Here is a 26,135-nt window from a genome sequence, read left to right as displayed (position 1 = left end):
TTCACGCGTAAAGGAGTCCAATCATGAACGAATGGAACGGTATTGCCGAAGCGTTGCGGCTCGGCGGCTGGGTCATTTACCCGTTGAGCCTGCTGGCGATCTTCGCACTCGCCATCACGTTCGACCGGATGTACGTCTGGTGGCGCTACGCCCGAATGCCGCGTGATGGCGCCGTACGCGCACTGCCGGACGAACATGTGCTGCGACGCGTGGACATGCTGTTCGATGACAGCAGCATGCCCATCTGGCGTATCGAGGGGCAGGTCGAAACGGCCGCTTCGCAGATCGAGCGCGAGATGGGCCGCGGTCTGTGGCTGCTCGAAACGATCGTGACCGCTGCGCCGCTGCTGGGATTGCTTGGCACGATCGTCGGCATGATGCATTCGTTCCGACTGATCGGCGGCGATGGCCTCGTCAGCCCTTCGGGCGTGTCGGGGGGTGTGGCCCAGGCCCTGGTTGCCACCGCCATCGGTCTCGTGATCGCACTGATCGCACTCTTTGCGTTCAACTATTTTTCGCGTCGCGTCGACCGGCTCATGGATGACGTCGAGACCTTCGCGAACGGCCGCATCGGCGACCTGCGCCTCGCGCGCGAACGCTCCGGTGCGGCGTCATGAAGCTCAGACGTGCACGCACGTCGAGACGTGGCCGCATCGAGATCATCCCGATGATTGATGTGATGTTCTTTCTGCTCGCCACGTTCATGCTGACGACACTGGCGATGCAGCGGCTCGACGCGGTCCATATCGATCTGCCCCGAGGAGAGGCACAGCCGATGCAGATGGACCGGCCGCTCACCATCTCCGTGAATCGCGCCAACCACATCTTCGTGAACCAGCAGCCCGTTCGCCTCGATGAAGTGCGCGCGGTGGTGGCGAACCTGCTCCGAAAGGACGGGCGTATTGTCGTAGCCGCAGACGACGGCGCTTCGCATGGCGTGGTCGTGGAAGCAATACTCGAAGCGCGCAAGGCGGGCGCCGAACATTTTCTCGTTGCCGTGCATCGTGAATAGCGAATCGCTGTCACGCCGCAACCACAATGTGCGTCGCTTTATCGTTGCCGCGTCGGTGGCAGCGATAGCGTGGTGGTTCTTCCTCGCGCATCTGCGCTGGCTGATGGGCTCCGGTCGACCCGCAGCGCCCCCGCAGGCGATAGAGCTGCGGGTCGTGGAACTACCGCACGCGCAACGTGCAAGCGAAACGCCACACGACAACGTCCGGCTCGCTGCGCCTACCGCCCCTCACAGCGCGCCCCGCGTGCAACGGCAGCAACTGCAGGTGGCGCGCAGCAGCGCGGCGCACCATGCCCCTCGCGAGCTTACGCCGCCCCGCCCGGCACTCGACGCTCCTCGAGGCGCGACAGCCACACAGCAAGACGCATCCGCAACGCCCGCGTCAAAAACTGCGTCTGCCCCGGGCGCCGACACGCTGCAGTCCGGCGCCCCATCGAACGCCGACGGTTCAACCGGGCCCGTCAGCCAGCAGGCCCGGCTGCTCTCGCAACCCCTGCCGGAAGTCCCCGACGATCTTCGAGAGCAGGCATTTCAGGCCGTCGCCGTTGTACGCTTCGCCGTCCATGCGGACGGTACGTTCGATATCGAACTGGTGAAGCCCACGCAAAGTCCGCGGCTGAACCAGATTCTGCTTGTCACGCTGCGGCAGTGGCGCTTCTTCCCGGCAATTGAGAACGGTCGGCCCGTCGAGAGCCATCAGGACGTTCGCGTCCACTTCAATGTCAATTGACACACTGAACGATGAGCCAGGCGTGCACGCGCGGCCGCTCCTTATCATTAGGGCGGCCGCGCGTGGCCGTCACGTCGTCGGTTAGGTTGAGCGTGAGGAGCGTCTCGGGCAGCCCGACCATCGTCATCAAAGCGGCGTAGGGCAGGACGATCCTGAGCGTCGTGAGGTCGAACGGCAGGAGGCGAGACGCACACCTGCCGTTCACGTGTTTGATACGATTCGCTTCACCCGCCCCCACAGCGAACCCCATCATGGCGCGCGAAAACTTCAGCGATCTCATTGCGTTTCTCGCCGTCGCGCGCGAGCGCAGCTTTACGCGTGCGGCCGCGCAGCTCGGCGTCTCACAGTCGGCGCTGAGCCACACCATCCGCAGCCTCGAAACGCGTCTCGGCCTGCGTCTGCTCACGCGCACCACGCGTAGCGTCGCCACCACGGAAGCCGGCGAGCGGCTCTTTCAGGCGCTCTCGCCGCGCTTCGAGCAGATCGACGCCGAGCTTGCCGCGCTCACCGAACTGCGCGACAAGCCCGCGGGCACCATCCGCATCACCGCGATAGATCATCCTATCGACACCGTGATCTGGCCGAAGCTGCGCCCGCTCCTCGCAGACTACCCCGACATCAAGGTCGAGATCACTGTGGACTACGGCCTGCGCGACATCGTCGCCGATCGTTACGACATCGGCGTGCGCCTGGGCGATCAAGTCGAGAAGGACATGATCGCGGTGCGCATCGGGCCGGACGTCAAGATGGCAATCGTCGGTTCTCCCGATTATTTCGCCGCGCACAAGGCGCCGCGCGCGCCGCAGGATCTGCTCAAGCACAATTGCATTACGCTGCGGCTCACGTCGTCGGGCGGCCTGTACGCGTGGGAACTCAAGAAGGACGAGCATGCGCTGCAAGTGCGCGTGGACGGCCAGCTCACGTTCAACGCCATGCCGCAAATGCTCAACGCGGCGCTGGACGGTCGCGGCCTCGCGTTCGTTCCCGAGAACGCCGCGTTGTCGTTCATCCGCGCAGGCCGCCTGAAAAGCGTGCTCAAGGACTGGTGCCCGGTATTTCCGGGCTATCACGCGTTTTATCCGAGCCGGCGACAGTCGTCGCGCGCGCTCGCGCTAGTGATCGACGCGCTGCGCTATCGCGCTTAGCGTAGCGCAGCGCCTGCCGGTGCGGATTACGTACGCGTCTTGCGCCCTTCGACCGGATAGCCCGGGTCCGTATATCCCGGCGTAGAGGCATGCCCCGGCGCCACGAGGCTGTCGACGAACGTTTCGTCGTCGGGGCCGAGCTGAAGGTTCAGCGCGTCGATATAGCTGTCCCAATGCGCTTCGGTGCGCGGGCCCGCGATCGTCGAACTGACGTGACGATTCTTGAGCACCCATGCGAGCGCGAACGCAACAGGCGTCGTGCCGCGCTCTACGGCGTAATTCGCGATCTCGGTCGCAATCCGCAACGACTCGGCGCGCCACTCCGTCTGGTGGATGCGCCGGTCGCCGCGGCCCGCTCGGCTGTCGCCGGGCGGTGGCGCATCGACGGCGTATTTGCCGGTCAGCACGCCACGCGCGAGCGGACTGTAGGGCACTACGCCCAGCCCGTAATGCGCGGCCGCGGGCAACTGCTCGACCTCGGCCGTACGATCGACGATGTTATAGAGCGGCTCGCTCGCCACGGGCCGGTCCATGCCCATCTGGTCCGCGAGGCGCACGATCTCGGCGATGCGCCAGCCACGGAAATTCGACACGCCGAAATAGCGCACCTTGCCCTGGCGGATCAGATCGCCGACGGCGCGCACGGCTTCGTCGAGTGGCACGTCGGGCAGCGCGCGGTGAAAGTAGAGGATGTCGATATAGTCGGTTCCGAGGCGCTTCAGGCTCGCCTCCACCGACTGGTAGATCCACTTGCGCGACTGCCCCTGCTCATTCGGCCCCTGTGCGAACGGGAAACCGAATTTTGTCGCCACGACCCAGTTGTCGCGCTGCGCCGCGATGGCGCGGCCCACGATTTCTTCCGAGCGGCCTCCGTGATAGACGTCCGCCGTATCGATGAAGTTGATTCCCTGTTCGAAGGCCTTGTCGATGATGCGTTTCGACGCGGCTTCGTCGGTCTCGCCGCCAAACATCATCGCGCCGAGGCACAGCGGCGAAACTTTGAGTGCACTGCGGCCCAGATTGCGATAGTCCATATCCTCTCACTTCGAGCTCGTTGCCAAAGTGGAGATTTAAATACGGAGTGGCTTTTCGATAAAGGCCTGGATGGCGCATGCTTTCATGAATGCGATTCATGAAACGCTATTGACAAAAAAGTTAACGCGCAAAATACATATCGTGAAGCACCTCCACGTTCACCTCCCTGGCACGCGCAGCAAACGTAACCTTCCCGCCCTGCATGAGATAAACCTGATCCGCAAGCCGCAGCGCCATATTGGTATTCTGCTCCACCAGCACGATAGTGCGGCCCGCCCCCTTAAGCCGCTCCAGGATCGCAAAAACTTCCTGCACCATCACAGGCGCAAGCCCAAGCGAAGGCTCATCGATCAGCATGAGCTGCGGCGAAGACATGAGCCCGCGCCCCAGCGCCAGCATCTGCGCCTGCCCGCCTGATAGCGTGCCTGCAGGCAGCGCGCGCCGCTCCTTGAGCAGCGGAAACAGCGCATAGACTTCCTCGAGCTGCGTTTTCGCCCCCGCGCGCCGCGTTTTCGCAAACGCGCCCAGCATCAGATTCTCCTCGATCGACATGTCGCGGAAAATCATGCGCCCCTCGGGCACCATCGCGACACCGCGCTGCGCCATGTCCCATGTAGGCACGCCCGCGAGCGGCGCGCCGTCGAAGGTGATCTGACCGCGCTCCAGCGGCACGAGCCCCATGATCGCCCGTAGCAGCGTGGTCTTGCCCGCCCCGTTCGGGCCCACGATCGTCGTGACCTCGCCGCTCGCGATATTGAGCGTAACGTCCCACAACACATTGATCGCGCCATAGCCGGCGCGGGCGCTGCTGACCTCAAGCATGGGCGGCCTCCCCCGTATAGCTGCGCACGACTTCGGGATCGCGGAACACTTCGGCGGGCGGCCCATCGGCGATCAGCTTGCCGAAGTTGAGCACGCACACGCGCCGGCACAGGCTCATCACGGTTTCGATATCGTGCTCGATGATGAGGATACCTACGTTGTATCGCTCATGCGCCGCCAGCAGCGTTTGCATGAAGCGGCGCTTGGTGGCCGTCTCGAGACCGCCCAGCACTTCGTCGAGCAACAGCAGCTTCGGCCCCGTCGCGAGCGCCTTCGCGACCTCCAGCGCCTTCAGTTCGGTGAGCGCAAGTTCCGTGGCCGCGTCGCGCTGCGCCTTGCCGTCGAGTCCCAGGAACGCGAGGATCTCGTCGATGCGCGCCTCGTCCACTCGCCCAGTGCCGAAGCGTTGCGCGACGATCAGGTTCTCGCGCACCGTGAGCTCGTGCATGGGCTGCGGCACCTGGAACGTGCGTCCGATGCCAAGGCGCGCGCGCCGATAGAGCGGCGCTTTCAACAAATCCACATCGCCGAAACGGATCGAGCCGCTCGTGGGCCGCACGAGCCCCGAAATCGCGTTGAAAAGCGTCGTCTTGCCCGCGCCGTTCGGGCCGACCAGCCCCACCACATCGCGCGTGCCGAGCGAGAGCTTTACACCGTTGACCGCCGTGATGCCGCCAAAGCGGATCGACACATCCTGCAGGCGCAGTTCCGCCGCCTGTTCAGCTTGCTGCATAGACACCTCGCCGGGTACGTTTGAAGCGCAGCGCGGTCAGACCCGCGGGGCTCACGATGATCATCGCCACGAGCAGCATGCCCAGTACGATCTGGTGCCCCGTCGGCAGCAGGCTCTTGAGCACGAGCTGGTCGACCAGATAGACCGTCACCGCGCCCACGAGCGGTCCGAGGATGGTGCGATAGCCGCCGCAGATCGCCGCGATGATCGGCACGACGGCCCAGCTCGCGTTGAACGCGTAGTCGGGTTCGAGAAAGTTGATGTAGTGCGCGTTGAATGCGCCGACGAGCCCTGTCATCAGCGCGGAAAGCATCAGCATGGCGAGCTTGAGCATCACGCTGTTCACGCCCACCACGCGCGTGGCGTCCTCCGACTCGTGCATCGCCCGCAGCGCGAGTCCCACATGGCTGCCGCGCAGCCGCGCATAGATCGCGGCGAACACCAGTACGAGCGTGAGCACGACGAGGTAGCCGCCGCTCTTGCTGCCGAAGTCGAAGCCCGCGACCTTCGGCAGCCCCGGGATGCTCGAAAGGCCGCTCGCGCCGCCCGTGAGATCGGACCATTCGGTCGCGATGATGCGGAAGATCTGCGCATAGGCGAGGATGGCAAGCGCGAAGTACGGCCCCTTCAGACGCAGCGCGGGCGCCATCGCAAGCGAGGCAACTGCCGCCCCCACGCCGCCCGCGAGCATCGCGGGAAACACGGGCCAGCCGGCCTTGAGCGTGAGGAGCGCGGAAATATACGAGCCCACGCCGAAAAATGCCGCGTGGCCAAAGCTCACCATGCCGCCGAGGTTGCCGAGCAGCGCCCACGCGAGCGCCACGCCCGCGATCGTGAGCGAGGCCACCGCCAGGCTCATCAGATACAGGTTTTGCCCGAACACGAGCGGCACGCCCGCATACAGCACGGCCAGCGCCACCGCGAGCCCGGCCAGGCGCGGGCCGGACCAGGCCGATGTGATTTTCAAAGTCGACATCGATCTCATCCCCTTCGTTTCGCCACACCGAACAAGCCGTTCGGCAGCACGTAGAGCACGAGCAGAAACAGCAGCATGCCCGCGAGTTCCTGCAACGCCGAACTGGCGAGCGTGACGGTGAGCGCCTCGGTAATGCCGAGCAGCATCGCGCCCGCCAGCACGCCCGGAATCGAGCCCACGCCCGCGAGCACCGTGATGATGAACGCCTTGACGGTGAGCGCTTCGCCGATGGATGGCTGGATCGCGCTCGACGCGTAGATCGACACGCCCGCGCACGAAGCGAGCAGCCCCGCTACGACGAACGAGATCAGTTCGGTCCTGCGCGGGTCGATGCCCATCAGGCGCGCCGCATCGCGGTTGCTGGAAATCGCGCGCACGGCGCGCCCATACCACGAACGCGAGAGCCACCACCAGAGCGCGAGCATCAGCACGACGCTGATACCGAACGAGAGCACTTCGCTGCGCATGGAAAGCAGGTTGCCGAGCATCACACTGTCCTGCAGCCATGCGCTGCCGGTCGAGCGCACGTCGGCGCCCCAGCCCAGCAGCACGGCATTGGTCAACACGATGCCGATTCCGTAGGTCAGAATCAGCGAGTTCAGCTCGCGGTCGCGCTTGATGCGGCTAACCAGATACCACGCGGCGGCCGCCGCGGCGCAAACCACCGGAATCGCCACCGGAATTGCGAACACGGGGTTCAGGCCCAGCTTCGTCTCGAACGTGTAGGCGATATAGGCGGCAAGCAGCACCAGTTCGCCGTGGGCGAGATTGATGATGCGCATCGAGCCGAACACCAGCGCGAGCCCCAGCGCGACGAGCGCGTAGGCGCCGCCCACGAGCACGCCCGAATACAGCGATTGCAGCAACAGGTCCGTCATCGCGGCTCCTCCTTCGTTGCGCGCGCAATTACCACGGCAGCGCGGGGTAGTTCAGCTTGCCCGTGCCGCGCTCCTTCGGCCACACGAGCACGATGCGATTGCCCTGGATCTGCGCCATGTTGTTCAGGAACACGGGGTTGTCGCCGTTCGGCGCGAAGCTCACCTTTCCGATCAGCGTGTCGTGCGGCTTCGCGCGCAGTTCGGCGGCAATGCCGTCCTGCTTGAGCGTGCCCGCGTCGGCAGCGCGCGCCATGGCGTCGAACAGCAGCCGCGACTGCACGTAGGCGAATTCGGCGAGATAGTCGGGCTCCTTGTGATATGCAGCCTGATATGCCTGCACGAAGGCCTTGCCGTCGGCCGTGCCGAAGTCCGCGGGATATGGCAGCATTGCGCAGCCGATCACGTTGTTCACGAGATCGGGATAGTCGGTGGTCATTTTCGGCGTCACGATGGACCACGCGCCCATCACGGCCTTTAGTTGCGGGCGCAGCACCTTGGCCGCGCGCAGAATGCCGATATAGTCGTTCTCGTAAGCGATCATCAGCAGAACTTCGGGTTTGTCCTGCAAGCGCACCTTGTTCACGAGCGGCTTGAAGTCCGTCATCGCCGGGTCGAACGCGTGCACCGTCACCGTCACGCCCTGCGCGCGCAGTTGCGTCGAGACTTCGTTGCTGAGGTCGGTGGTGGCCTGCTTCGTCGAGGCGAGAATCGAAACCGACTTCACGCCCATGGCGTTCAACTGCCCCACCACGGCCTTCGAATAGCCCGATGCGGGGCCGATGCGGAAAAAGTGCTTGAGGCCGCGCGTGGTCATCGCGCTGTCCACGGCCCCCGAGGTGATATAGACGATGCCCGCCTTGTCGGCCGCTTCGGAAGCCGGGCTCACCGAATTGGAGCCATAGCCGCCGGTAATGGCGAGCACGCCTTGCGACGCGAGCTTCTCCACCGCCGATACGGCCTTGGCGGGCTGCGCCTCGTCATCGACCACGGTGAGCGCGACCTTGTGTTTGCCGCTACCGTTGTTGAAGAGATCGGCGGCGAGCCGGATGCCCTCGAGCTGCGCGTTGCCTGCACGCGCCATCGAACCGGTAAGCGGCAACTCCACCCCCACGGGCAGTGTGTCGGCAAATGCGGCGGGCGTGTGGGCGAGCAGCGCGCAGGCGCTTGCGGCGCCCGCGCCGATGCGAAAGAGTGCGCGCACGAGGGCGCGCGGCTCGCTGCGAGTCGCGAAGCGGTCCATCGAACCTCCAAACCTGAGTCTCGGTAATAGGAAGCGGCACCGTTCAATTGCAGTGCTCGCCCTGTTTCGTTTTTCTATGTTTTCGTTACCACGGCACGCCGGGATACACCGGCTTCGCCGTCGCGTAGGTCGCGGGCCAGACGAGCGAGAGCTTGCCGTCGTGCGCGAACTGGCCCATATGCGCCACGTAGTTCGTGTTGTCGCCGCGTGCGTCGAACGCCACCTTGCCGAGGAACGTGTCGTCGCGCTGGGTCGCGCGCAGCGTGTCGGCGAGACCGCCCTTGTCGAGCGTGCCCGCTTTCTGCGCGTTCGCGATCGCGTCGAACAACAGCTGCGCGTAGACGAACGACGTCTGCGACTGATAGTTCGAGGTGGTCTTGAAGAGCCGCTGGTACGTGTCGGAGAAGTCGCGCTGGTCCGCCGAGCGGTAGTCGGCCGGCGAAGAGAGCACGGTCGCGCCATACACGTTCGGCACGAGGTCTGGGAACGACTGCGCCATCTTCGGGCTCGCGAACGCCCATGGCGCCGCGATCGCCTTCAGGTCGGGCTTGAGCACGCGCGAGGCGCGCAGAATGCCCACGTAGTCGTTCTCGTAGCCGAGCATCGCCATGGCGTCGGGCTTGTCCTGCAGCTTGACCTTGTTGACGAGTGGCTTGAAGTCGCCGATCGAGGGATCGTAGGCATGCAGGAAGGTCTTCATGCCTTGCGCCTTGAGCGCCGTGTCGAGCTGCTTCGCGAGGTCGCTCGTCGCGTCCTTCGTCGAGTAGACGATCGCCACCGACTTCACGCCCAGCGTGTTGAAGAGGCCCACCATGCCCTTCGTGTAGCCAGGCGTGTTGCTCACGCGAAAGAAGTTCTTCAGGCCGCGCGTGACCATGTCATCGCTCGTGCCGCCCGACGTCACGTAGACGAGCCCGGCCTTGTTCGCAGCTTCCGACGCCGGGCCGGCGCAGTTCGAATTGGCTGCGCCCGCAATCGCGACCACGTGCTGCGAGGCGAGTTGCTCGACAGCAGCGACGGCCTTGGCCGGGTTCGATTCGTCGTCGACGGCCACCAGCGTGAACTTGTCCTGCGGATGGCGCCGGTTGTAGATGTCGGCCGCCACCTGAATGCCGCGGTACATTTCGGTGCCCGCCTGCGCGAGCGCGCCGGTGAGCGGCAGTTCGACGCCCACGCGCCATTCCGTGGCGTGCGCGAACGACGGCGCGAGTGCGATGGCGAGCGCCGCCGCCAGCGCGCCGCGCAGGTTCGTCTGTGCGGGCCGTTCGCGTCCCGGTTTGCCGATGCTCCCGTGCTGCGTCTTGGGTCGCGTCATGTCTCCTCCTTTGCCCTTCGGGGCTTTTGTCTGCTTTGGAGTCTGCTGCGCGGCGGCCGCCTGATTCGTTTGTGCGCGCCACTGGACAGGTGCCAGTGTGGTTCAGGCGCGCGAGGCCAACAATTCGTTTTCGGGAAAGCGGGCGTTCGGCTGGCTGGAAGTCGGCATTTGTCCCGATGCCTGCGTGCGTGCAGGCCGCGGATCCACCGGGAAGGGGCAAAAAAAACCGCTGCACTGAGGCAGCGGGCATGGAGAAACGGTTCGGCGCATCGCATTTGCGATGCGCCGTCAAACGGACGGTCTACGGTGCGCTCAGGCCGGCGCGTTTTCGGTGCTCAGCTTCGACACCATGCCGGTCTTGGCGTCGTAGGCATAGCCCTGCTGCTCGAGATGGGCGCTGACCGCTTCGACGACCACTTGCTGCTGGGACTCCTTGCGCAGCAGTTCATGCTCCGGCGCGACCTGGCCCAGCTCGGTGGCGAGGCGGCGGCTCAGCGAGGCTTCGCCGGCGCTGCGGGCGAGACCCACGATCGCCTTTTCGTTGGCCTGGGCCAGTTGCTGCTTCAGTCCGTTCGCGTACTCGGACCAGCGCTTGATGTTCTCGCGCGCATCGGCAATCGCGGCGGCGTGCCTGGCCGTCTCGCTGGCAAGCTGGGCCTTCAGCGCTTCGACTTCTTCCGGATCGGCGGCCGCGGGCTGTGCCTCGGCTGCGCCCTCGGCGGCTTCGCTCGATTCCGCGGCCTTGGCGAATTCGCCCATCTCGGCGAGTTCGGTCGCCTGCTGCTGCGCGGCGTCGGCGCGCTCCTGCGCCTCGGTCAGGCTCGCCGTGAGACGCGCGATTTCGGAGGCGTCGGCCGTGCGCTCGTCGCTCAGGCTGGCGAGCTGCTGCTGGGCATTCTGCAGTTCGGTGGCGGCGGCATCGCGCTCGGCCTGGGCACCGGCGACCTGTTCGCGCTGGGCCGCGTGCGCTTCCTGCTCGGCTTGCAGCGCCGCGCGAATCGCTTCCAGTTCGCCCTCGAGCTTCGCCACAGCTTCCGTGTGAGCCGCTTCCAGCGCTGCGCGCTCCGCTTCGTCATTCCCGGTCGAGGCTGCCGGCTCGGCCTGGCCGCTTTCCTCCGCGGCTGCCTCAGCGGCTTCGGCTTGGGCGGCCTGGGCCGCGTGCGCTTCGCGCTCAGCGGCCAATTCGGCGAGCGCGCGCTCCAGTTCTGCCTCGAGGGCCGAAACGCGCCCGGCCAGTTCCTCGGCGCGCTTCTCGGCTGCGTCGGCGCGCTCGATCGCGCTCGCGATGTCTTCCTCGAGAGCCGGGCCGGCATTGGGCCTGGTCTCGTAGGCGCGCGTCATGTTATCCAGCTGAACTTGCAGGGCGTCGAGTTCCTGGACCGTGCTCTGCAGCTCTTCGAGCGCGTTGTCGCGCTCGTTGCACGCGTCCTCGACACGCTCGCGCATCGACAGCAGCCGGCGCGCCACGGCTCGCTCGGCTTCGTCCTGCGCCGACGTCCACAGACGGTCGAGCGCGTCGCGCATCGTGTCCGTCACGGTTTCCGGCAACCCGGGGCGCTCCACGACCTGCTGCACGCGCGGCGCACGCTCTTCGCGCCACTTGCGCAGCGAGGCAGCCACTGCGACCACCGAACCGGTATGAACTTCGGACCAGATGGCCATGGGAGAAACCTTCTGACCCTCGTCGGCCATCCGCTCCGCGATTTCAGCAACCAGTTCGTCCGTGATCGTAATGCTGCTTGACATATCTGCCTCGAGAAAGTGCGAGCCCACCCCGCGTTTCTAGAGATTGTCAGGCAACCACCTCCCGGTTAATCGCTCGAAAAGCCGGGTTTAAGGGGAGGTGTTCACAGGATTGCGCCGCCGGGCGCGCTCCGCGTCACGCCGCTGCCGCAGCCCAAAGTCAGCTCCTCCACGCTGGCCACCGGGGTTTTGTGGCTCGCGTCAGGCGGCCAGCGCCCTGCGAATCGCCGCCGAAAGCTCCGCAGGTGCGAACTTGGAGACGTAGCCGTTCGCGCCCGCGTTGCGCGCGTGCGCCTCGTTGGCGCTGCCTGAAAGCGACGAATGAATGAGCACCGGAAGGTGCTTCAAGCGCTGGTCGGCCTTGATCTTGCGCGTGAGCATGAAGCCATCCATCTCAGGCATTTCGAGGTCGGTGATCACGAGCGAAACCTTGTCGCGAATTGCGATGCCTTCGCTGTGCGCATCAGTCGCCATCTGCTGGAGGATCTCCCACGCGGCCTGGCCGTTGTGGGCAATCACGTGCGGCACTTCGAGCGCGGTGAGCGCCTGTCCGATCAGCGCGCGGGCGAAGCCCGAGTCGTCGGCAGCGAGGATGCGGCCGCCGGCAAGACGCACGGCTTCGCCCACGGCGTCGGCGCCCACTTCGGTGTGCTGCTCGGGGAAGGCGTCGCGCATGATCTGCTCGACGTCGAGCAGTTGCGCGAGGCGCGCGTTCGCGGTGCCCGGATTGATGCGCGCCACGCCCGTCACATAGCCCGTGGTGCCGCTCGATTCCGCACTCAGCACCTCGCTCCACTCGAGCCGGACGATGTCCTCCACTTCCTCCACGGCGAACGCTTGCGTGCCGCGAGAAAACTCGGTCACGAGCAGAATGCCGGGCGGCTTTTCCGAAACGGAGCCGATCATCGAGCCGACATCGATCACCGGAATGATCTGGCCGCGAATATCCACCGCGCCGGCGAGATGCTCGGGCGAGCCTGCAATCGGCGTGAGCTCGGGCATGGTCGCGATTTCGCGAATCTTGAAGACGTTGATGCCGTAAAGGCCGCGGACCGTCCCCTTGCGCGCCGAACCCAGGCGAAAGAGGAGCAGTTCGAGCCGGTTATTGCTCGTCAGAGTGGTACGCTCGTCCACGCCATGCTGCTGTACTGATTTCAATTTGCACTCCGTAATGATCTGTCGCGAATAGGCTTGGGGAACCGGTCATCCGGCTTACCGTTGTGCTTGTTTCAGGGGGCTTCCGGTGGTATCAGGCGAATGCAGGAGACATCACCGGCTCGTACCGCTCGCCGAGCACGCCGCTGCGCTCCACGAGTGCGGCGAGCACGTCGCCGGCGAGCGGCAAGCCCTGCCAGAACGCGCGGGCGCTGGCGCCATGGGCCAAATGCAGCAACGAGAGCGAACCGGTGAGCACGGCACGCAACGCCAAGGGCCGCTGTTCATCAGCAACTCCATCACCGCCAGCACCGCGTTGAAGGGCGGCGGCGTAGCGCGCACCGCGAACACCTCCGGCCGCGCGAAATATCCGTAATCGGCTGGCGCGCCACCCGTGCGGCGCGCGGCGACGCCTCTTCCATCAGCAATCCGCCCAATTCTTTCTCCTGTGCGGCTGCTTTCCGCGTGACATCTGAGCTTTCCCCTACTAACGGCTCGGACGCGTCTACCTTGAGTCGATTTACACGTTTACCTCGTCTTTGTTCTGGTTAGCCCGCAGGTTAATTCTGGCCCTTACGGCTAACGCTCATCGATGTCGGGCCGCAGAAAGATACGCCGTGAATAGTTGTAAGCGACAGATCCGAACAAAAAAGCACGGTCGTTATTTCGCTATCCAGATTAATCTTTTGTTAGAAAAATGGCTGCCCAATCGTGCGCACCTCGGGCGCCCGAGGACCGGCATCGCGGGCTCGCAAGTGATTGTCGATCTGTCACTGCCGGGCGTGCATGTCGCGCCAATCCGGGACCTCACCGGCGATGCGCACTTCTCCGAAGTCACCTTCGACGATGTCGAATTGCCGGAGGACGCGCTGATCGGCACCGAAAGCGCTGGCTGGGAACAGGTCACCGCGGAACTGCCGTTCGAGCGCAGCGGCCCCGAGCGCATTTATTCGAGCATTGTGCGGCGGCCATTGCGAAGGCGCGAGCCGCGCCGCGCCGCTGGTGGCGAACGGCGCACACGCGCTCGTGGGTGCGATGGGCATCACCGCCGAGTTCGATCTGCAGCTCTATACGAGACGGTTACACGCGCAACGTCTTCAGTACGGATCGGAGTCGTTCTGGGATGATGTGGTCGGCACGCATGCCATCGATCACTGGAACAACGTCGCCGCGGGGGTCATCGGCATTTACGATGCGCTCGATGAAGCCGCGGCGGTCGGAACCTAACCGCGCGACACGCGGGCCTCACGCCGTGCCACCGCGCGCGAGGACCACATCGAGCAGCACCTTCGCGCCGTCGATGAGCTGATCGTCGTCCGTGTGCTCGCGCGGATTGTGGCTAGTGCCGCCGCGGCTCGGCACGAAGATCATCGCCGCTGGCGCGATCCGCACAATCATTTGGGCGTCATGGCCCGCACTCGGCGTCCTGCAAACGCGTTTCACCCAGTTCGCGCGGTTGCCGAAGCAGCACTTCGCCATTCAGTTTCAGCATATTCACGATTGGTTGGTTCCGACCGGCAAGGCGAGGCGCGCGATCTCCGCAAAGTAGCGGGCGCCGGTCATCAGGATGTCGTCGTTGAAATCGTAGCCGGCGTTGTGCAGCGGAATCCCGCCGCGCTCCGGCGCGTCGCCGTTGCCGATGAAGATGAAATTCCCGGGCACGACCTGCAGGAACGCACCGAAATCCTCGGAGATCATCATCGGTTGCACGTTGGCGTCCACGACGGCGTCTGCCGCCACGCTGCGCGCGGCGTTCACTGCCAGTTCGACGAACTGCTCCGAATTGACCGTTGGCGCGAACTCGTGCGTGTACTCGAAGCTGCATTCGGCGCCGTGCGTCTGGCAAATGCCGACGCTGACTTCCCGCATGCGGGTTTCTAGCAGCGCTTGCACCTCCTTCGAATAGCTGCGCGTATCGCCCTTGATGGTCACGTTCGACGGAATGACATTGCGAATGCCGTCGGTGATGACTTCCGTGCAGGAGATCACGGCTTGCAGGCTCGGGTCGAGATTGCGCGACACGATGGTTTGCAGCGCGAGCACGATTTGCGCCGCGATGACGATGGGATCGGCCCCCATGTGCGGGCGCGCCGCGTGCGTGCCACGCCCCTTGATATGGATGACGAAGTTATCCTCGCTCGCCATGATGCCGCCCGCGCGCGTGGCGAACGTGCCGGCGGGCATGCCCGGCATGTTGTGCGCGCCGAAGATCGCATCGACGGGAAACCGTTCGAACAGCCCGTCCGCCATCATCGCCTTGGCGCCGCGGCCATGCTCTTCGGCCGGCTGGAAGATGAAACGCACCGTGCCGTCGAAATCGCGCCGCTCGGCGAGCAGCCGCGCCGCGCCGAGGACCATCGACATATGGCCGTCGTGTCCGCATGCATGCATTTTTCCCGCGTTCAACGAGGCATGTGCGCGGCCCGGCGCCTGCTCCGCGATATTGAGCGCGTCCATATCGGCGCGCAGGCCGATCACGCGCTTGCCGTTGCCGACCGTGAGGTTTGCCACGAGCCCCGTGCCGCCAATGCCGCGGTGCACTTCGAGACCCAGTGTCTCGAGGATGTTGGCCACGTAGTGGGCGGTATGGATCTCCTCGAAGCCGGTTTCGGGACGTTGGTGCAGATACTGTCGCCAGCTTTTGAGTTGCCCTTGCAGTGTGCTTTCCATATGGGGGTGTCCTCTTTTCGGTTACTGCGCGACCTGACTCAGCCAGGTGTCGCGACGGGCCGCCACGGTCTCCGCGGACGCGCCGACCAGTTGCGCGTACACGCCGGGCGCCGTGGCGCCCTCGGTACTGATCAACAGGACGCGTGAGGCTGCGTCGAGCCCTGCTGCGCGCGCGAGATCGGGTTCGCGCATTAGCATCGCGAGGCCCGCAAGCCCTGCCGCGCCCGATTCGCCCGCTACGATCGGCACGTCGCCTGCCGCGCCGGTGGCGAGGCTACGCATCGCCTCCACGGCATCCTCGTCGTCGATCAGCATGAAGTTGTCGACACACGGCTCGAGTATCTGCCACGCGAGCGGCGACGTCTCCCCGCACGCAAGGCCCGCCATCACGGAATCGACCGACCCGGTGGCTTTCGCTGCGCGGCCGGCGATGGCGCTTTGATACAGGCAGTCGGCCTGGCGCGGTTCGACCACGATGAAACGCGGACGCGCCGCGCCATGATGCTCCCACAGGTAGCTGGCAACGCCGGCCGCGAGTCCGCCCACGCCGCCCTGCAGAAACACGTGCGTCCACGCATCGCCGGACTGTTCGATGAGTTCCGCCGCGATGGTGCCGTAGCCTTGCATGACGTCGCGCGGGATCGCCTCGTAGCCGTCATAGGAGGTATCGGAAACGACGTGCCAGCCGTTCGTTTTCGCCAGTTGCGCCGCGTGCTCGACCGATTCGTCATAGTTGCCGACGATGCGAACGATACGCGCGCCGTACGCGGCGATCGCCGCTTCGCGCTCGACGCTGACGTTCGCATGCAGCACGATCACGCAGTTACAGCCAATCGATTGCGCTGCTGCGGCGAGCGCCTTGCCGTGGTTGCCATCGGTCGCGCTGATGACCGTGAGGTTCGTGACCATCTCGCCGTAGCGGCCTTCGATCAGCTTGCGAGGATCGATCTCCTGCAGGGGCCACAGGCGCATGACGAGGCGCATCAGCGCGATGGGTGCGCCCAGCGCCTTGAAGCTGCCAAGAGGAGAACGAAACGATTCGTCCTTGAGTCCAATGCGAGCAACGCCCAGACGCGCCGCTGCGCCGTCCAGATCCCAGAGCGGCGTGGACTCCGGGCTGATCAGCGACCAACCGGCGAGCCATGCCCGGCTCTCGTCGCCCGACTTCACGTTCAGGATGGCCCCGAGCGTTTCGGGGTAGGCATGGCGCGTGGCGCGCGGGTTGGCGATCAGCATGGGTGGGCTCCGGTGGACTTGCGATGTCGAAATGATATTGCGCAGCCCCCGCGAAAAAGTCTCATAATGCGGCCACGTCACGCAAAAAAATATCGACTTTCAGGCTCCCGCGTAAATGGCGACACATCTCGACTCCTTCGACCGCAAACTCCTGATGGAAGTCCAGCGCGACGCCCAGATTCCCCAAAACGAACTCGGCGCGCGCGTGAACCTCTCTACGGCTGCGGTGAACCGGCGTTTGCGCCGTCTCGCCGACGAAGGCGTGATCGACCATTACGCGGCGATCGTCTCACCCGAGAAGGTCGATCATCCGATCACGATCGTCGCGACCGTCGAGGTGGAGAGCGAGCAGATCGACTTGCTGGACGCCATGAAGCGCACCTTCGAGCGCTGCCCGCAGATTCAGCAGTGCTACTACGTCGCGGGCGAGTGGGATTTCGTGCTCATTTTCGCGGTGCGTAACATGGACCAGTACACGGAACTCACGCGCGAGCTATTCTTCTCGAACAACAACGTGAAGCGGTTCAAGACGCTGGTGAGCATGAGCCGCGTGAAGGTGGGGCTCGAAGTGCCGCTCGCGCTCGACGGCGAATGACGAATGCGGGCTGCGACGCAGACGCCACGCGGTCATCTGAACAACAGGAGCCACGACCCATGAGCAACGCCGTGCATCATGCTGGATCCATTGAAAGCGAAGACTTGTTCCACCACCCGGAAATCGCGACGCTGCGCGCGGACCTCGCGCTCGCACTGCGTGCCGCCGCGCATTTCGGGTTGGGTGAGGGCGTCTGCAATCACTTCAGTGTCGCGCTTCCCGGCGAAGACGGCCTCTTTCTGCTGAACCCGCGCGGCCTGATGTGGAGCGAGGTGATGGCCGACGATATCGTCATCGTCGACGCACAGGGGGACGTGATGGCGGGCCGCCATGCCGTTGAGCCGACGGCGATGTTCATTCATGCCGCCATCCACGGCATCGCGAAGAAGGCCTGCGTGCTGCATACGCACATGCCGTATGCGACCGCCCTCACGCTCACGGTGGACTGCGGGCTCGATACGACCTTGTCGCAAAACGCGATGCGCTATCACGGCCGCGTCGCCCTCGACCGCGAGTACAACGGCCTCGCGCTCGGCCCCGAAGAAGGCGAGCGCATTGCGCATGCGCTCGACGGCAAGGACATCGGCTTCCTCGGCAATCACGGCGTGGTAGTGTGCGGCGAGCGCGTCGACTACGCGTTCGACGACCTCTATTACCTGGAGCGCGCCTGCGCCGCGCAGGTGCTCGCGGGCTCGACCGGGCGCGCGTTGCGGCCCGTGGCGCCCGAACTCGCGCAGCGCGTGGCCGACCAGATTCAGGGCGAGCGATTGCAGTCGGAGTTGTTCTTCGCGGCGCTGCGAAGAACCCTCACGCATGCCTGACAAAAGGCCGCCCTACCTCCCCTGCCACACTGCCTTGCGCTTCTCCGCGAACGCCGCCGCGCCCTCTCGCGCGTCGGCGGAAGCGAACACCGGGTCCGTGATCTCGCGCTGACGCGCGAACATCTCCGTACTGGGCCAGTCTCGCGACTCGCGCATCACGCGCTTGCTCGCGGCCACCGCGAGCGGGCCGTTTGCCACGATCTTCTGCGCGAGTTCGAGTGCGCCCGCCAGCGCTTCGCCCGGCGCGGTGAGACGGTTGACGAGGCCGAACTCGAAGGCCCGCTGGGCGCCGAACATGTCGCCGGTAAGCACGAGCTCCATCGCGATACGCTCCGGCACCTGCTGTTGCAGACGCAACAATCCGCCAGCCGCGGCGCATAGCCCGCGCTTCACTTCGGGCAAACCGAACTGCGCGTTGTTCGCGGCCACGACGAAATCGCTCGCCAGCACGACTTCGAAGCCGCCCGCGAGCGCATAGCCTTCGACCGCCGCAATCAGCGGCTTGCGCGGCGGCGCTTCAGTGAGCCCGGCAAAGCCGCGGCCCGGCAGGCTCGGCCGTTCGCCTTCGAGAAAGCCCTTCAGGTCCATGCCCGCGCAAAACGTGCCGCCCGCGCCGGTGATGATGGCAAGCCGCAGATCGTCGCGCTGTTCCAGTTCGTCCAGCGCGGCGGCTATCGCTCCGGCCACCGCCTTCGTGCAGGCGTTGCGTGCCTCGGGACGTTTGATCGTGAGGATCTGGATGCCGTCACAGAATTCGATCAGCAATTCGTCGCTCATGGTCGGCCTCGCTCAGCGCGGCTGCATGCGAATCGCGCCGTCGAGGCGAATGGTCTCGCCGTTGAGCATCGGATTCTCGAGAATGTGCAGCGCGAGCGCGGCGAATTCGTCAGCTTCACCCAGACGCGGCGGAAACGGCACCATGCGACCGAGCGATTCGCGAATTTCCTCGGGCAGGCGCGCGAGCAGCGGCGTGTCGAAGAGACCAGGTGCGATCGTGCACACACGGATGCCCTTGCTTGCCAGGTCGCGCGCGGCCACGAGCGTCATGCCCACCACGCCCGCCTTCGACGACGCATACGGCACCTGCCCGATCTGCCTTTCGTACGCCGCCACCGAAGCCGTGAGCACGCAAGCGCCGCGCTCGCCTCCGGCATCGGGCTCGTTGCGCGCCATCGCCGCCGCCGCGAGGCGCAGCGCATTGAAAGTGCCGAAGAGATTCACGCGCACCACGTTCTCATAGGCTTCGAGCGAGCCCGGCGAGCCGTCCTTCGCGATCAGGCGCACCGCGCCGCCACGACCCGCGCAATGCACGAGCGAGCGCAGCGTGCCGCGCTTCGTAGCCGCCTCGAATATGGCGTTCATGTCGTCGGCGCTCGTCACGTCGGCGGGCACGAAGCTCGCGCGCGCGCCGAGTTCATCGGCCACGGCCGCGCGTGCAGGAACGGATCGCCCAGACGGTCGCCACGCGCACACGCGATGAATGGACCGCCGTGTTCGAAGGCAGCGACGCATGCGTCACGCCCGTGCTGGGTCTTGCGGAAGCGCCGCTCGATGCGCACAACGTGGCGCGCGGCGCGTTCGCGCAGAGCGGCGGCGCATGGCAGCCGCAATGCGCGCCGCGCTTCGTGGACTACGGCGGCGAGAGCGCTTAACCTCGCACCGCGCCCAGCGCTGCTTCGTCGTCGGCGAGCAGCGACAGTTGCCCGCTCGCCACGATATGGCTCAGCGGCGCCGGGCGGCCGAGCAGATAGCCCTGCACTTCGTCGCAGCCTTCGTCGGCGAGCAGCGTAAGCTGCGCCTCGGTTTCGATGCCTTCGGCCAGCACCGGAATGCCGAGGCTCTTGCCGAGCGCGAGCACTGCGCGAATGATCGCGGTGGCCTGGCGGCTCGACTCGGCCTCGCTGATGAAAGACTGGTCGAGCTTGATCTTGTCGAACGGGAACGAGCGCAGCGTGTCGAGCGACGAGTAGCCGGTGCCGAAGTCGTCCAGCGCGATGCTCACGCCGATCGCCTTGATTCGCTGCAGCACGTCGAGCGAGCGCTCGCGGTCCGCGAAAATGGTCGTCTCGGTCAGTTCCAGTTCGAGCCGCTCGGGCGCGAGGCCGGTCTCGACCAGCACGGTCTCGACGAGCTTCGGCAGGTCCGCGTGCGAGAACTGCACGGGCGAAAGATTCACCGCCACCTTGTACGGCGGCGACCACGAAACGGCGCGCGTGCAGGCCTCACGCAGCACCCAGGCGCCAATGCCGAGAATGAGGCCGTTCTCTTCGGCGAGCGGAATGAATTCGGCGGGCGAGATGAAGCCGAGCCGCGGATGCTCCCAGCGCAGCAGCGCTTCATAGCCGCAAATTTCGCCGCTCGCGATCGAGGTCTGCACCTGGTAGTGCACGCTCAGCTGCCCGCGCGCGAGCGCCTCGCGCAAGTCGTGCGTGAGCGAGCGGCGCGCCCGCGCGATCTCGTCCATCGCCGGCTCATAGAAGCACACCGACTGCGCCAGATCCGCCTTCGCGCGGTACATGGCGAGGTCGGCGTTGTTGATGAGCACGGTCTTGGTGGTGGCGTCGTCGGGATAGATGGCGACGCCAAGGCTCGCGCCCGAGAGCACTTCGGCGTCGTCGTAGCGCACCGGCCGGTACAGCGCGGTTTCGAGGCGCGAGAGCAGATCGCCGAGATCATCGCGCGAGGAGAAGCGCGTGAGCGCCACGAACTCGTCGCCGCCCACGCGCGCCACGAACTCGCCTTCGCGCATCAGGCTCGAAAGACGCCGCGCGAGAATGCGCAGCACTTCGTCGCCAGCGTGATGGCCGTGCAGGTCGTTGATTTCCTTGAAGCGGTTCAGGTCGATGCCGATGAGCGCCAGCTTGCGGGTGTCCTGCGTGCGCGCCAGTTCGGCGTCGATGCGTGCGTTGAAGCTCGCGCGATTGGGCAGGCCGGTGAGCATGTCGCTCATCGCCATCGTGCGCAGATGCTCGACGGATTCGGCGCGCACGCTGTCGTCGAGCAGAAAGCTCACGCAGCCTGCACCCGCGATCACGAGCGCCATGCACGCCACGGCGAGCGCGAGCGCGTGCAACGCGGCGGGATTCGAAAAGTGTCCGTCGAGCGGCATCGGCACCACCTGGAACGCGGACATGCCGGTGAAGTGCAGCGCGGCGATGGCGAGCGCGAGCACGCCCGCCACGAGGCGCGCGGACGCGTCGGCGCTCGCCCGCGCGCTGGCCGCGTTCTCCTGCGGGCGCCGAGCGGCCACGCCCGCGAGATGCAGCGCGAGCGCGCTGATTGCGACTGCAAACACGATCGACAAGGCGATCCCGACGCGATTCCAGATCACGATGCCTTCCACGCGATACGCGAGCATGCCCGCGTAATGCATGAGCGCGACCGCCAGCCCGACGATCGCACCGCCCAGCGCGGGCGCAGCACGCGTGAGACGGTTCGCGGCGTGGCTCGTGGCGAGCAGGAACCCCGCGAAACTACCCACGAGCGCGATGAGCAGCGACGTGATGGTCAGCACGGGGTCGAAGGCGATCGGCACGCCCGGTTCGAAGCCGAGCATGGCGACGAAGTGCGTGCACCAGATATCGGCGGCGGCCACGACGGCCGCGATGAACGACCAGCCCATGTGCTGCAGCGATCGCGTGGCGAACGCGCGCAGGACGAGCCGCGCCGTGACCCACGAGCCCGCGGCACAGATCAGCAGCGCGACGACGACGAGCCACAGGTTGTGTTTGTAGACGATGCAGCCCGCCACGCTCATCATGGGAAGATCTCCTTGTTCACCACTCGTTCACCCGGACGTCGGACGAAGCCGCGTCCCTGTTCGCCCGCACGCGCGGCTTCCAGGCTGCCCGCCTGGTGTTCGGTACGCGCACTCAGGTTCGCGTTGCCTTCCGCGATTTCGAGCGCGGCCTGCTCCACGTGCGCCGTGCTCGTGCTGACCTCCTGCATGGCGCGCGCCATCTGGGCGATCGCCCCCTTGAGCGCGACCGCCGTGGGCGCGCTGGCCGGAACGCCGTCCACCGCGAGGCACGAATACATGATCGCGTCGGCGGCGCGCGCGACGTCGTCGAGCGCGCGAATGGCCACGCGCGGTTGCGAGCCGGACAGTCGAAGCGACTGCGCGCGATCCGGCGAATCTGCCAGCATGAACGACACTTGAATGAGGAAGAAAAGTTGCAGGTAGGCGTTAATGCGGCGGCAGCTGATGGACCTTGATGCGCCTGGTTGAATTCGGCTGCAAAAAGAGCCGCCGTAAAGGCATCGGCGCGACTCGTTGGCGGGCTCGACAGGAAAATCGGGACCGCGCACGAGTTTACGGCAGCAAATCAATAAACTTCAGGAAACCCTTTATGGGACAGGTATTTGCAAACGTTTGCAATGTTTTGGTCCCGTTTATTTGCCGCTTGCCGAACGAGCCCCGTTTATCGCTGGAGAAACCACCAATAGCACGACCGTTCTATTTTAGGTACGCTAGCAGCCTTCTCCTCTCAAGATGCGAGACCGTTCCGCCATGTCGCTGATCCTTTCCCGCCGCGATCTGAACTTCCTGCTCTACGAATGGCTCGATGTCGAAAGCCTCACGCGTATTCCGCGCTACGCCGATCACACGCGCGAGACCTTCGACGCCGCGCTCGACACCTGCGAGAAGATCGCCACTGACCTCTTCGCGCCGCACAACAAGAAGAACGATCAGTACGAACCGCACTTCGACGGCGAAACGGTCACGATCATCCCCGAGGTCAAGACGGCGTTGAAGGCGTTCAGCGACGCAGGCCTGATGGCCGCAGGTCAGGACTACGAATACGGCGGCATGCAGTTGCCGCTCGTCGTCGAGAAGGCAGGCTTCGCGTGGTTCAAGGGGGCGAACGTCGGCACGAGCGCCTATCCGTTCCTCACCATCGGCAACGCGAACCTGCTGCTCGCGCATGGCAGTGCAAAGCAGATCGACACCTTCGTGCGCCCCGAACTGGAAGGCCGCTATTTCGGCACGATGTGCCTTTCCGAGCCGCAAGCGGGTTCGTCGCTTTCGGATGTCGCCACGCGGGCCGACTTCGAATGCGACTCCCCGCTCGGCGCGCAATATCGTCTGCGCGGCAACAAGATGTGGATCTCGGGTGGCGAGCACGAGCTTGCCGAGAACATCGTGCACCTCGTGCTCGCCAAGATTCCCGGTCCCGACGGCAAGCTCATTGCGGGTGTCAAAGGCATCTCGCTGTTCGTCGTGCCCAAGTACCTCGTGAACGAGGACGGCTCGCGCGGCGAGCGCAACGACGTCGTGCTCGCAGGCCTCAATCACAAGATGGGCTATCGCGGCACGACGAACTGCCTGCTGAATTTCGGCGAAGGCACGCAGCACACGCCGGGCGGCCGCGCGGGCGCGATCGGCTACCTCGTGGGCGAGCCGCATCACGGGCTCGCGTACATGTTCCACATGATGAACGAGGCGCGCATTGGCGTGGGGCTCGGCGCGACGATGCTCGGCTATACCGGCTATCTGTATGCGCTCGATTACGCGCGCAACCGTCCGCAAGGGCGTCCCGTGGGCGCGGCGGGCAAAGATCCGGCTTCGCCGCAGGTGAGGCTCGTGGAGCACGCCGACGTGCGCCGCATGCTGCTCGCGCAAAAGAGCTACGTGGAAGGCGCGCTCGCACTCAACCTCTGGTGCGCCAAACTCGTGGACGAAGCGGGTGCTGCCAGCGGCGCGGCGCGCGAACCGCTCTCACTGCTGCTGGACCTGCTCACCCCCATCGCGAAGAGCTGGCCTTCGCAATGGTGTCTCGCGGCCAACGACCTCGCCATCCAGGTGCACGGCGGCTATGGCTACACGCGCGAGTACAACGTCGAACAGTTCTATCGCGACAACCGTCTCAATCCGATCCACGAAGGCACGCATGGCATTCAGGGGCTCGACCTGCTCGGCCGCAAGGTCGTCATCAAGGACGGTGCGGCGCTCAAGGTCTTCGTGGCGCGCGTGCAGGCTACGCTCGAACGCGCACACGCTTCGGGCACGGCAGACGAGGCCGCCCACGCAAGCACGCTCGCAGCCGCACTCGAGCGGCTCACGCAAGTCACGCGGCGGTTGTGGGCAGCCGGCGACCCGGCGGTGACGCTCGCCAATGCTTCGGTGTACCTGGAAGCGTTCGGCCACGTGGTCCTCGCCTGGGTGTGGCTCGAACAGGCGCTCGTGGCACGCGCGGCGCTCGCCAAAACCGGCGGCGAGGAGGCGGACTTCTATCGCGGCAAGCTCGCGGCGGCCGCTTACTTCTTCGCATGGGAGTTGCCGAAAACCGGCGCGCAGTTCGATCTGCTCGCCTCGCTCGACCGCACCACGCTCGACATGCAGGACGCGTGGTTCTAAAGCCGCGATCACGGAGCGAAAGCCAGGCGCCCCAAAAGACCGGACTGGCGTCGGCCTTTTGAGGCGCTGCCCGATGCCGCACGCGAGGCATCGGTTCACTTCACGTGCGTCGGGCCGTCAGTTCGCGGCCTGCTGCTCGAAACGCCTGAGCAGATCGTTGCCGCGCGAGTTGGCCGAATCGAGCGCCTGTTGCGGCGTCTTGGCGCCCGTCCACACCTGTTCGAGTTCCTCGTCCACGATCGTGCGGATCTGCGGCATGTTGCCAAGACGCAGGCCCTTGGTCCACGGCAGCGGCGGCTTGTTGAGCATCTGCTTCGTGGCCGTGTCGGCGCCGGGATGCGACGCGTAGAAGCCTTGTTGCTGCGTGAGTTCGTACGCGGCCTTCGTCACCGGCAGATAGCCCGTGTCCTGATGCCACTTCGCGGCCACGGCCGGTGAGCTCAGGTACGCGAGGAACTTCGCCACGCCCTTGTAGACCTCGGGGTTCTTGCCGCCCAGCACCCACAGGCTCGCCCCGCCGATGATAGCGTTCTGCGGCGCGCCCTTCACGCTCGGATCGTACGGCATCATGCCGGTGCCGAACTTGAATTTCGCATACTGCTGCACGTTCGCCAGCGCACCCGACGAGCCCATCATGATGCCGCAGTCGCCGCTATAGAACTTCGCGGTGGCTTCATCCTTGCGGCCCACATAGGTGAAGGTGCCCTGCTTCGCCATGTTTTGCAGGAAGGCGATATGCGCGACCTGCAACGGCTTGTTGATTTCGAGTTGCGCGTCGAGGCCGTCAAAGCCGTTGTTGCGCGTCGCGATCGGTGCGCCTTGCCACGCGCTGTAGTTCTCTATCTGGATCCAGCCCTGCCAGCCCGTGATAAAGCCGCAGTTCATGCCCGAGGCCTTCAGCTTCGCGGCGGCTTCGGCGACTTCGGGCCAGGTTTTCGGCGGCGCGTCGGGCAGGCCGGCCTTCTTGAAAGCGTCGCGATTGTAGTAGAGCACCGGCGTCGAGCTGTTGAACGGCATCGACACCAGATGGCCCGTCCTGGCATCGCTGTAATAGCTCGCGATGGTCGGCACGAAGGCCTTCTCGTCGAGCGGCACGCCGGCGGTCTTCATCACGTCGTACACGGGCAGCACGGCCTTCTTTGCGTTCATCATCGTGGCGGTGCCGACTTCGTACACCTGGAGGATGGCGGGCGCGTCGCCGCTGCGATAAGCCGCGATGCCGGCAGCGAGCGTCTGGTCGTAGGTGCCCTTGAAGACGGGCACGATCTTGTATTCGCTTTGCGACGCGTTGAATTGTTCGGCGATCGCGTTCACGCGTTCGCCGAGCTGGGACTCCATGGCATGCCAGAACTGGATTTCCGTGGCGGCATGCGCGGCTTGAGCGCCGCCCGCCAGCACCGCGGCGGCGATCAGCGCGCGCAAGCGGCCGCGCGAACCTGCGCGTTGTATCTCGTGCTTTTTCATCTGGGTCTTCTTCCTGTTATTGGTCGTTGTCCCGGCGCATGCGCGCGAGGAGGCGCGGCGCGGGACTTTGGTTCAGGACTTCGATTTTCGACTTTGATACATCGGACCGTCCGCCGGCGGTCGTTTGCACGCGTGCACGGCACCCTCGGCCCAAGGCAGGGCAAGGGTAGCACAGCGAATGGGACGCCCGTGTGATGGCTTGCCGCG

At 65.4% G+C, this 26,135-nt stretch carries 26 protein-coding genes and 3 pseudogenes; 10 read left to right on the top strand and 19 right to left on the bottom strand.

Going from position 1 to position 26,135, the window contains the following annotated elements; translation table 11 throughout:
- The first annotated feature begins 23 nt into the window (after positions 1-23).
- The 3 genes from AB4Y36_RS25165 to AB4Y36_RS25155 are packed head-to-tail and all read left to right on the top strand — an operon-like array spanning position 24 to position 1,742.
- Positions 24-617 carry a MotA/TolQ/ExbB proton channel family protein gene (locus AB4Y36_RS25165; RefSeq protein WP_069266847.1) on the top strand — a complete coding sequence of 198 codons (594 nt, stop codon included), beginning with the start codon at positions 24-26 and terminating at the stop codon, positions 615-617.
- Complete coding sequence (locus AB4Y36_RS25160) at positions 614-1,012, top strand: biopolymer transporter ExbD (protein WP_069266848.1); 399 nt, start codon at positions 614-616, stop codon at positions 1,010-1,012. Before AB4Y36_RS25165 ends, AB4Y36_RS25160 begins: the two co-directional genes overlap by 4 nt.
- Entirely contained in the window at positions 1,005-1,742 is a 738-nt protein-coding gene (locus AB4Y36_RS25155; protein WP_368684423.1) for an energy transducer TonB, read from the top strand. The genes AB4Y36_RS25160 and AB4Y36_RS25155 overlap by 8 nt, the downstream gene beginning before the upstream one ends.
- On the opposite strand, the gene AB4Y36_RS25150 is transcribed toward AB4Y36_RS25155, so the two are convergent.
- Positions 1,735-2,022, bottom strand: coding sequence for a hypothetical protein (locus AB4Y36_RS25150; RefSeq protein WP_368684542.1), 288 nt, complete (start codon positions 2,020-2,022; stop codon positions 1,735-1,737). The two genes, AB4Y36_RS25155 and AB4Y36_RS25150, sit on opposite strands and share 8 nt — an antisense overlap.
- Here AB4Y36_RS25150 and AB4Y36_RS25145 point away from each other — a divergent pair.
- On the top strand, positions 1,994-2,887 hold the full coding sequence (locus AB4Y36_RS25145) for a LysR family transcriptional regulator (RefSeq protein WP_069266851.1): 894 nt from the start codon (positions 1,994-1,996) through the stop codon (positions 2,885-2,887). The two genes, AB4Y36_RS25150 and AB4Y36_RS25145, sit on opposite strands and share 29 nt — an antisense overlap.
- 26 nt (positions 2,888-2,913) lie before the next feature.
- Here the strand turns inward: AB4Y36_RS25145 and AB4Y36_RS25140 are convergent, their stop codons facing one another.
- The 10 genes from AB4Y36_RS25140 to AB4Y36_RS25095 form a co-directional block, all read right to left on the bottom strand.
- Positions 2,914-3,921, bottom strand: coding sequence for an aldo/keto reductase (locus AB4Y36_RS25140; protein WP_368602051.1), 1,008 nt, complete (start codon positions 3,919-3,921; stop codon positions 2,914-2,916).
- A 121-nt stretch (positions 3,922-4,042) separates the two neighbouring features.
- Positions 4,043-4,744, bottom strand: a complete 702-nt coding sequence (locus AB4Y36_RS25135) for an ABC transporter ATP-binding protein (protein ID WP_069266853.1) — start codon at positions 4,742-4,744, stop codon at positions 4,043-4,045.
- Positions 4,737-5,477, bottom strand: coding sequence for an ABC transporter ATP-binding protein (locus tag AB4Y36_RS25130; RefSeq protein ID WP_368684422.1), 741 nt, complete (start codon positions 5,475-5,477; stop codon positions 4,737-4,739). The genes AB4Y36_RS25135 and AB4Y36_RS25130 overlap by 8 nt, the downstream gene beginning before the upstream one ends.
- Entirely contained in the window at positions 5,464-6,453 is a 990-nt protein-coding gene (locus AB4Y36_RS25125) for a branched-chain amino acid ABC transporter permease (RefSeq protein WP_069266855.1), read from the bottom strand. Before AB4Y36_RS25125 ends, AB4Y36_RS25130 begins: the two co-directional genes overlap by 14 nt.
- Positions 6,454-6,458: 5 nt before the next feature.
- Positions 6,459-7,331 (bottom strand): branched-chain amino acid ABC transporter permease, encoded by an 873-nt coding sequence (locus AB4Y36_RS25120; protein WP_368684421.1) that lies wholly within the window; start codon positions 7,329-7,331, stop codon positions 6,459-6,461.
- Positions 7,332-7,359: 28 nt separating this feature from the next.
- Positions 7,360-8,571, bottom strand: a complete 1,212-nt coding sequence (locus AB4Y36_RS25115; RefSeq protein ID WP_368684420.1) for an ABC transporter substrate-binding protein — start codon at positions 8,569-8,571, stop codon at positions 7,360-7,362.
- Between the two features lie 85 nt (positions 8,572-8,656).
- The gene (locus AB4Y36_RS25110; RefSeq protein WP_342950104.1) at positions 8,657-9,886 is read right to left on the bottom strand and encodes an ABC transporter substrate-binding protein; all 1,230 of its coding nucleotides are present in this window, start codon (positions 9,884-9,886) and stop codon (positions 8,657-8,659) included.
- A gap of 312 nt (positions 9,887-10,198) precedes the next feature.
- The gene (locus tag AB4Y36_RS25105; protein WP_368602044.1) at positions 10,199-11,632 is read right to left on the bottom strand and encodes a DNA-binding protein; all 1,434 of its coding nucleotides are present in this window, start codon (positions 11,630-11,632) and stop codon (positions 10,199-10,201) included.
- Positions 11,633-11,830: 198 nt separating this feature from the next.
- Positions 11,831-12,787, bottom strand: a complete 957-nt coding sequence (locus tag AB4Y36_RS25100) for a chemotaxis protein CheV (protein WP_368602043.1) — start codon at positions 12,785-12,787, stop codon at positions 11,831-11,833.
- 91 nt (positions 12,788-12,878) lie between these two features.
- Complete coding sequence (locus AB4Y36_RS25095) at positions 12,879-13,058, bottom strand: hypothetical protein (protein WP_368602042.1); 180 nt, start codon at positions 13,056-13,058, stop codon at positions 12,879-12,881.
- Positions 13,059-13,533: 475 nt separating this feature from the next.
- Here AB4Y36_RS25095 and AB4Y36_RS25090 point away from each other — a divergent pair.
- Both AB4Y36_RS25090 and AB4Y36_RS25085 read left to right on the top strand, forming a co-directional pair.
- A pseudogene (locus AB4Y36_RS25090) lies at positions 13,534-13,746 on the top strand (acyl-CoA dehydrogenase); the annotation flags it as partial.
- 19 nt (positions 13,747-13,765) lie between these two features.
- Positions 13,766-14,011, top strand: a pseudogene (locus AB4Y36_RS25085) (hypothetical protein); the annotation flags it as partial.
- An 18-nt stretch (positions 14,012-14,029) separates the two neighbouring features.
- On the opposite strand, the pseudogene AB4Y36_RS25080 reads toward AB4Y36_RS25085, so the two are convergent.
- The 3 genes and pseudogenes from AB4Y36_RS25080 to AB4Y36_RS25070 all read right to left on the bottom strand — a co-directional run.
- Positions 14,030-14,200: pseudogene (locus tag AB4Y36_RS25080) on the bottom strand (M20/M25/M40 family metallo-hydrolase); the annotation flags it as partial.
- Positions 14,201-14,278: 78 nt separating this feature from the next.
- On the bottom strand, positions 14,279-15,454 hold the full coding sequence (locus tag AB4Y36_RS25075; RefSeq protein WP_368684419.1) for a M20 aminoacylase family protein: 1,176 nt from the start codon (positions 15,452-15,454) through the stop codon (positions 14,279-14,281).
- A gap of 21 nt (positions 15,455-15,475) precedes the next feature.
- Positions 15,476-16,690 (bottom strand): diaminopropionate ammonia-lyase, encoded by a 1,215-nt coding sequence (locus AB4Y36_RS25070; protein ID WP_368684418.1) that lies wholly within the window; start codon positions 16,688-16,690, stop codon positions 15,476-15,478.
- Positions 16,691-16,805: 115 nt separating this feature from the next.
- Here AB4Y36_RS25070 and AB4Y36_RS25065 point away from each other — a divergent pair, with 115 nt between their 5' ends.
- On the top strand, positions 16,806-17,285 hold the full coding sequence (locus AB4Y36_RS25065) for an Lrp/AsnC family transcriptional regulator (RefSeq protein ID WP_028208368.1): 480 nt from the start codon (positions 16,806-16,808) through the stop codon (positions 17,283-17,285).
- Positions 17,286-17,344: 59 nt separating this feature from the next.
- The gene (locus tag AB4Y36_RS25060) at positions 17,345-18,106 is read left to right on the top strand and encodes an aldolase (protein WP_368684417.1); all 762 of its coding nucleotides are present in this window, start codon (positions 17,345-17,347) and stop codon (positions 18,104-18,106) included.
- 12 nt (positions 18,107-18,118) lie between these two features.
- Here the strand turns inward: AB4Y36_RS25060 and AB4Y36_RS25055 are convergent, their stop codons facing one another.
- Together AB4Y36_RS25055 and AB4Y36_RS25050 are read right to left on the bottom strand one after the other, a co-directional pair.
- Positions 18,119-18,883 (bottom strand): crotonase/enoyl-CoA hydratase family protein, encoded by a 765-nt coding sequence (locus AB4Y36_RS25055; RefSeq protein ID WP_368684416.1) that lies wholly within the window; start codon positions 18,881-18,883, stop codon positions 18,119-18,121.
- 12 nt (positions 18,884-18,895) lie between these two features.
- Positions 18,896-19,531, bottom strand: coding sequence for an SDR family oxidoreductase (locus tag AB4Y36_RS25050; protein WP_368684415.1), 636 nt, complete (start codon positions 19,529-19,531; stop codon positions 18,896-18,898).
- 8 nt (positions 19,532-19,539) lie between these two features.
- On the opposite strand from AB4Y36_RS25050, the gene AB4Y36_RS25045 reads away from it, so the two are divergent.
- The gene (locus AB4Y36_RS25045) at positions 19,540-19,758 is read left to right on the top strand and encodes a CoA transferase (RefSeq protein WP_368684414.1); all 219 of its coding nucleotides are present in this window, start codon (positions 19,540-19,542) and stop codon (positions 19,756-19,758) included.
- On the opposite strand, the gene AB4Y36_RS25040 is transcribed toward AB4Y36_RS25045, so the two are convergent.
- Both AB4Y36_RS25040 and AB4Y36_RS25035 read right to left on the bottom strand, forming a co-directional pair.
- Positions 19,755-21,866, bottom strand: a complete 2,112-nt coding sequence (locus AB4Y36_RS25040) for a bifunctional diguanylate cyclase/phosphodiesterase (protein WP_083245441.1) — start codon at positions 21,864-21,866, stop codon at positions 19,755-19,757. The genes AB4Y36_RS25045 and AB4Y36_RS25040 overlap by 4 nt on opposite strands.
- Positions 21,863-22,252 carry a hypothetical protein gene (locus tag AB4Y36_RS25035; RefSeq protein WP_368684413.1) on the bottom strand — a complete coding sequence of 130 codons (390 nt, stop codon included), beginning with the start codon at positions 22,250-22,252 and terminating at the stop codon, positions 21,863-21,865. The genes AB4Y36_RS25040 and AB4Y36_RS25035 overlap by 4 nt, the downstream gene beginning before the upstream one ends.
- Before the next feature lie 364 nt (positions 22,253-22,616).
- Here AB4Y36_RS25035 and AB4Y36_RS25030 point away from each other — a divergent pair, with 364 nt between their 5' ends.
- Positions 22,617-24,464 carry an acyl-CoA dehydrogenase gene (locus AB4Y36_RS25030; protein WP_368684412.1) on the top strand — a complete coding sequence of 616 codons (1,848 nt, stop codon included), beginning with the start codon at positions 22,617-22,619 and terminating at the stop codon, positions 24,462-24,464.
- 117 nt (positions 24,465-24,581) lie between these two features.
- Here AB4Y36_RS25030 and ugpB read toward each other — a convergent pair whose 3' ends face one another.
- Positions 24,582-25,928: a sn-glycerol-3-phosphate ABC transporter substrate-binding protein UgpB gene (gene ugpB / locus AB4Y36_RS25025; RefSeq protein WP_368684411.1), complete on the bottom strand. Its 1,347-nt coding sequence runs from the start codon at positions 25,926-25,928 to the stop codon at positions 24,582-24,584.
- Between the last annotated feature and the right edge of the window lie 207 nt (positions 25,929-26,135).

It is taken from the genome of Paraburkholderia sp. BR10936, from assembly GCF_040965735.1.
Lineage (GTDB): Bacteria > Pseudomonadota > Gammaproteobacteria > Burkholderiales > Burkholderiaceae > Paraburkholderia > Paraburkholderia nodosa_A.
The sequence above is the reverse complement of the archived record's forward strand: the minus strand, read 5'-3'. Positions and strand labels throughout refer to the sequence as shown.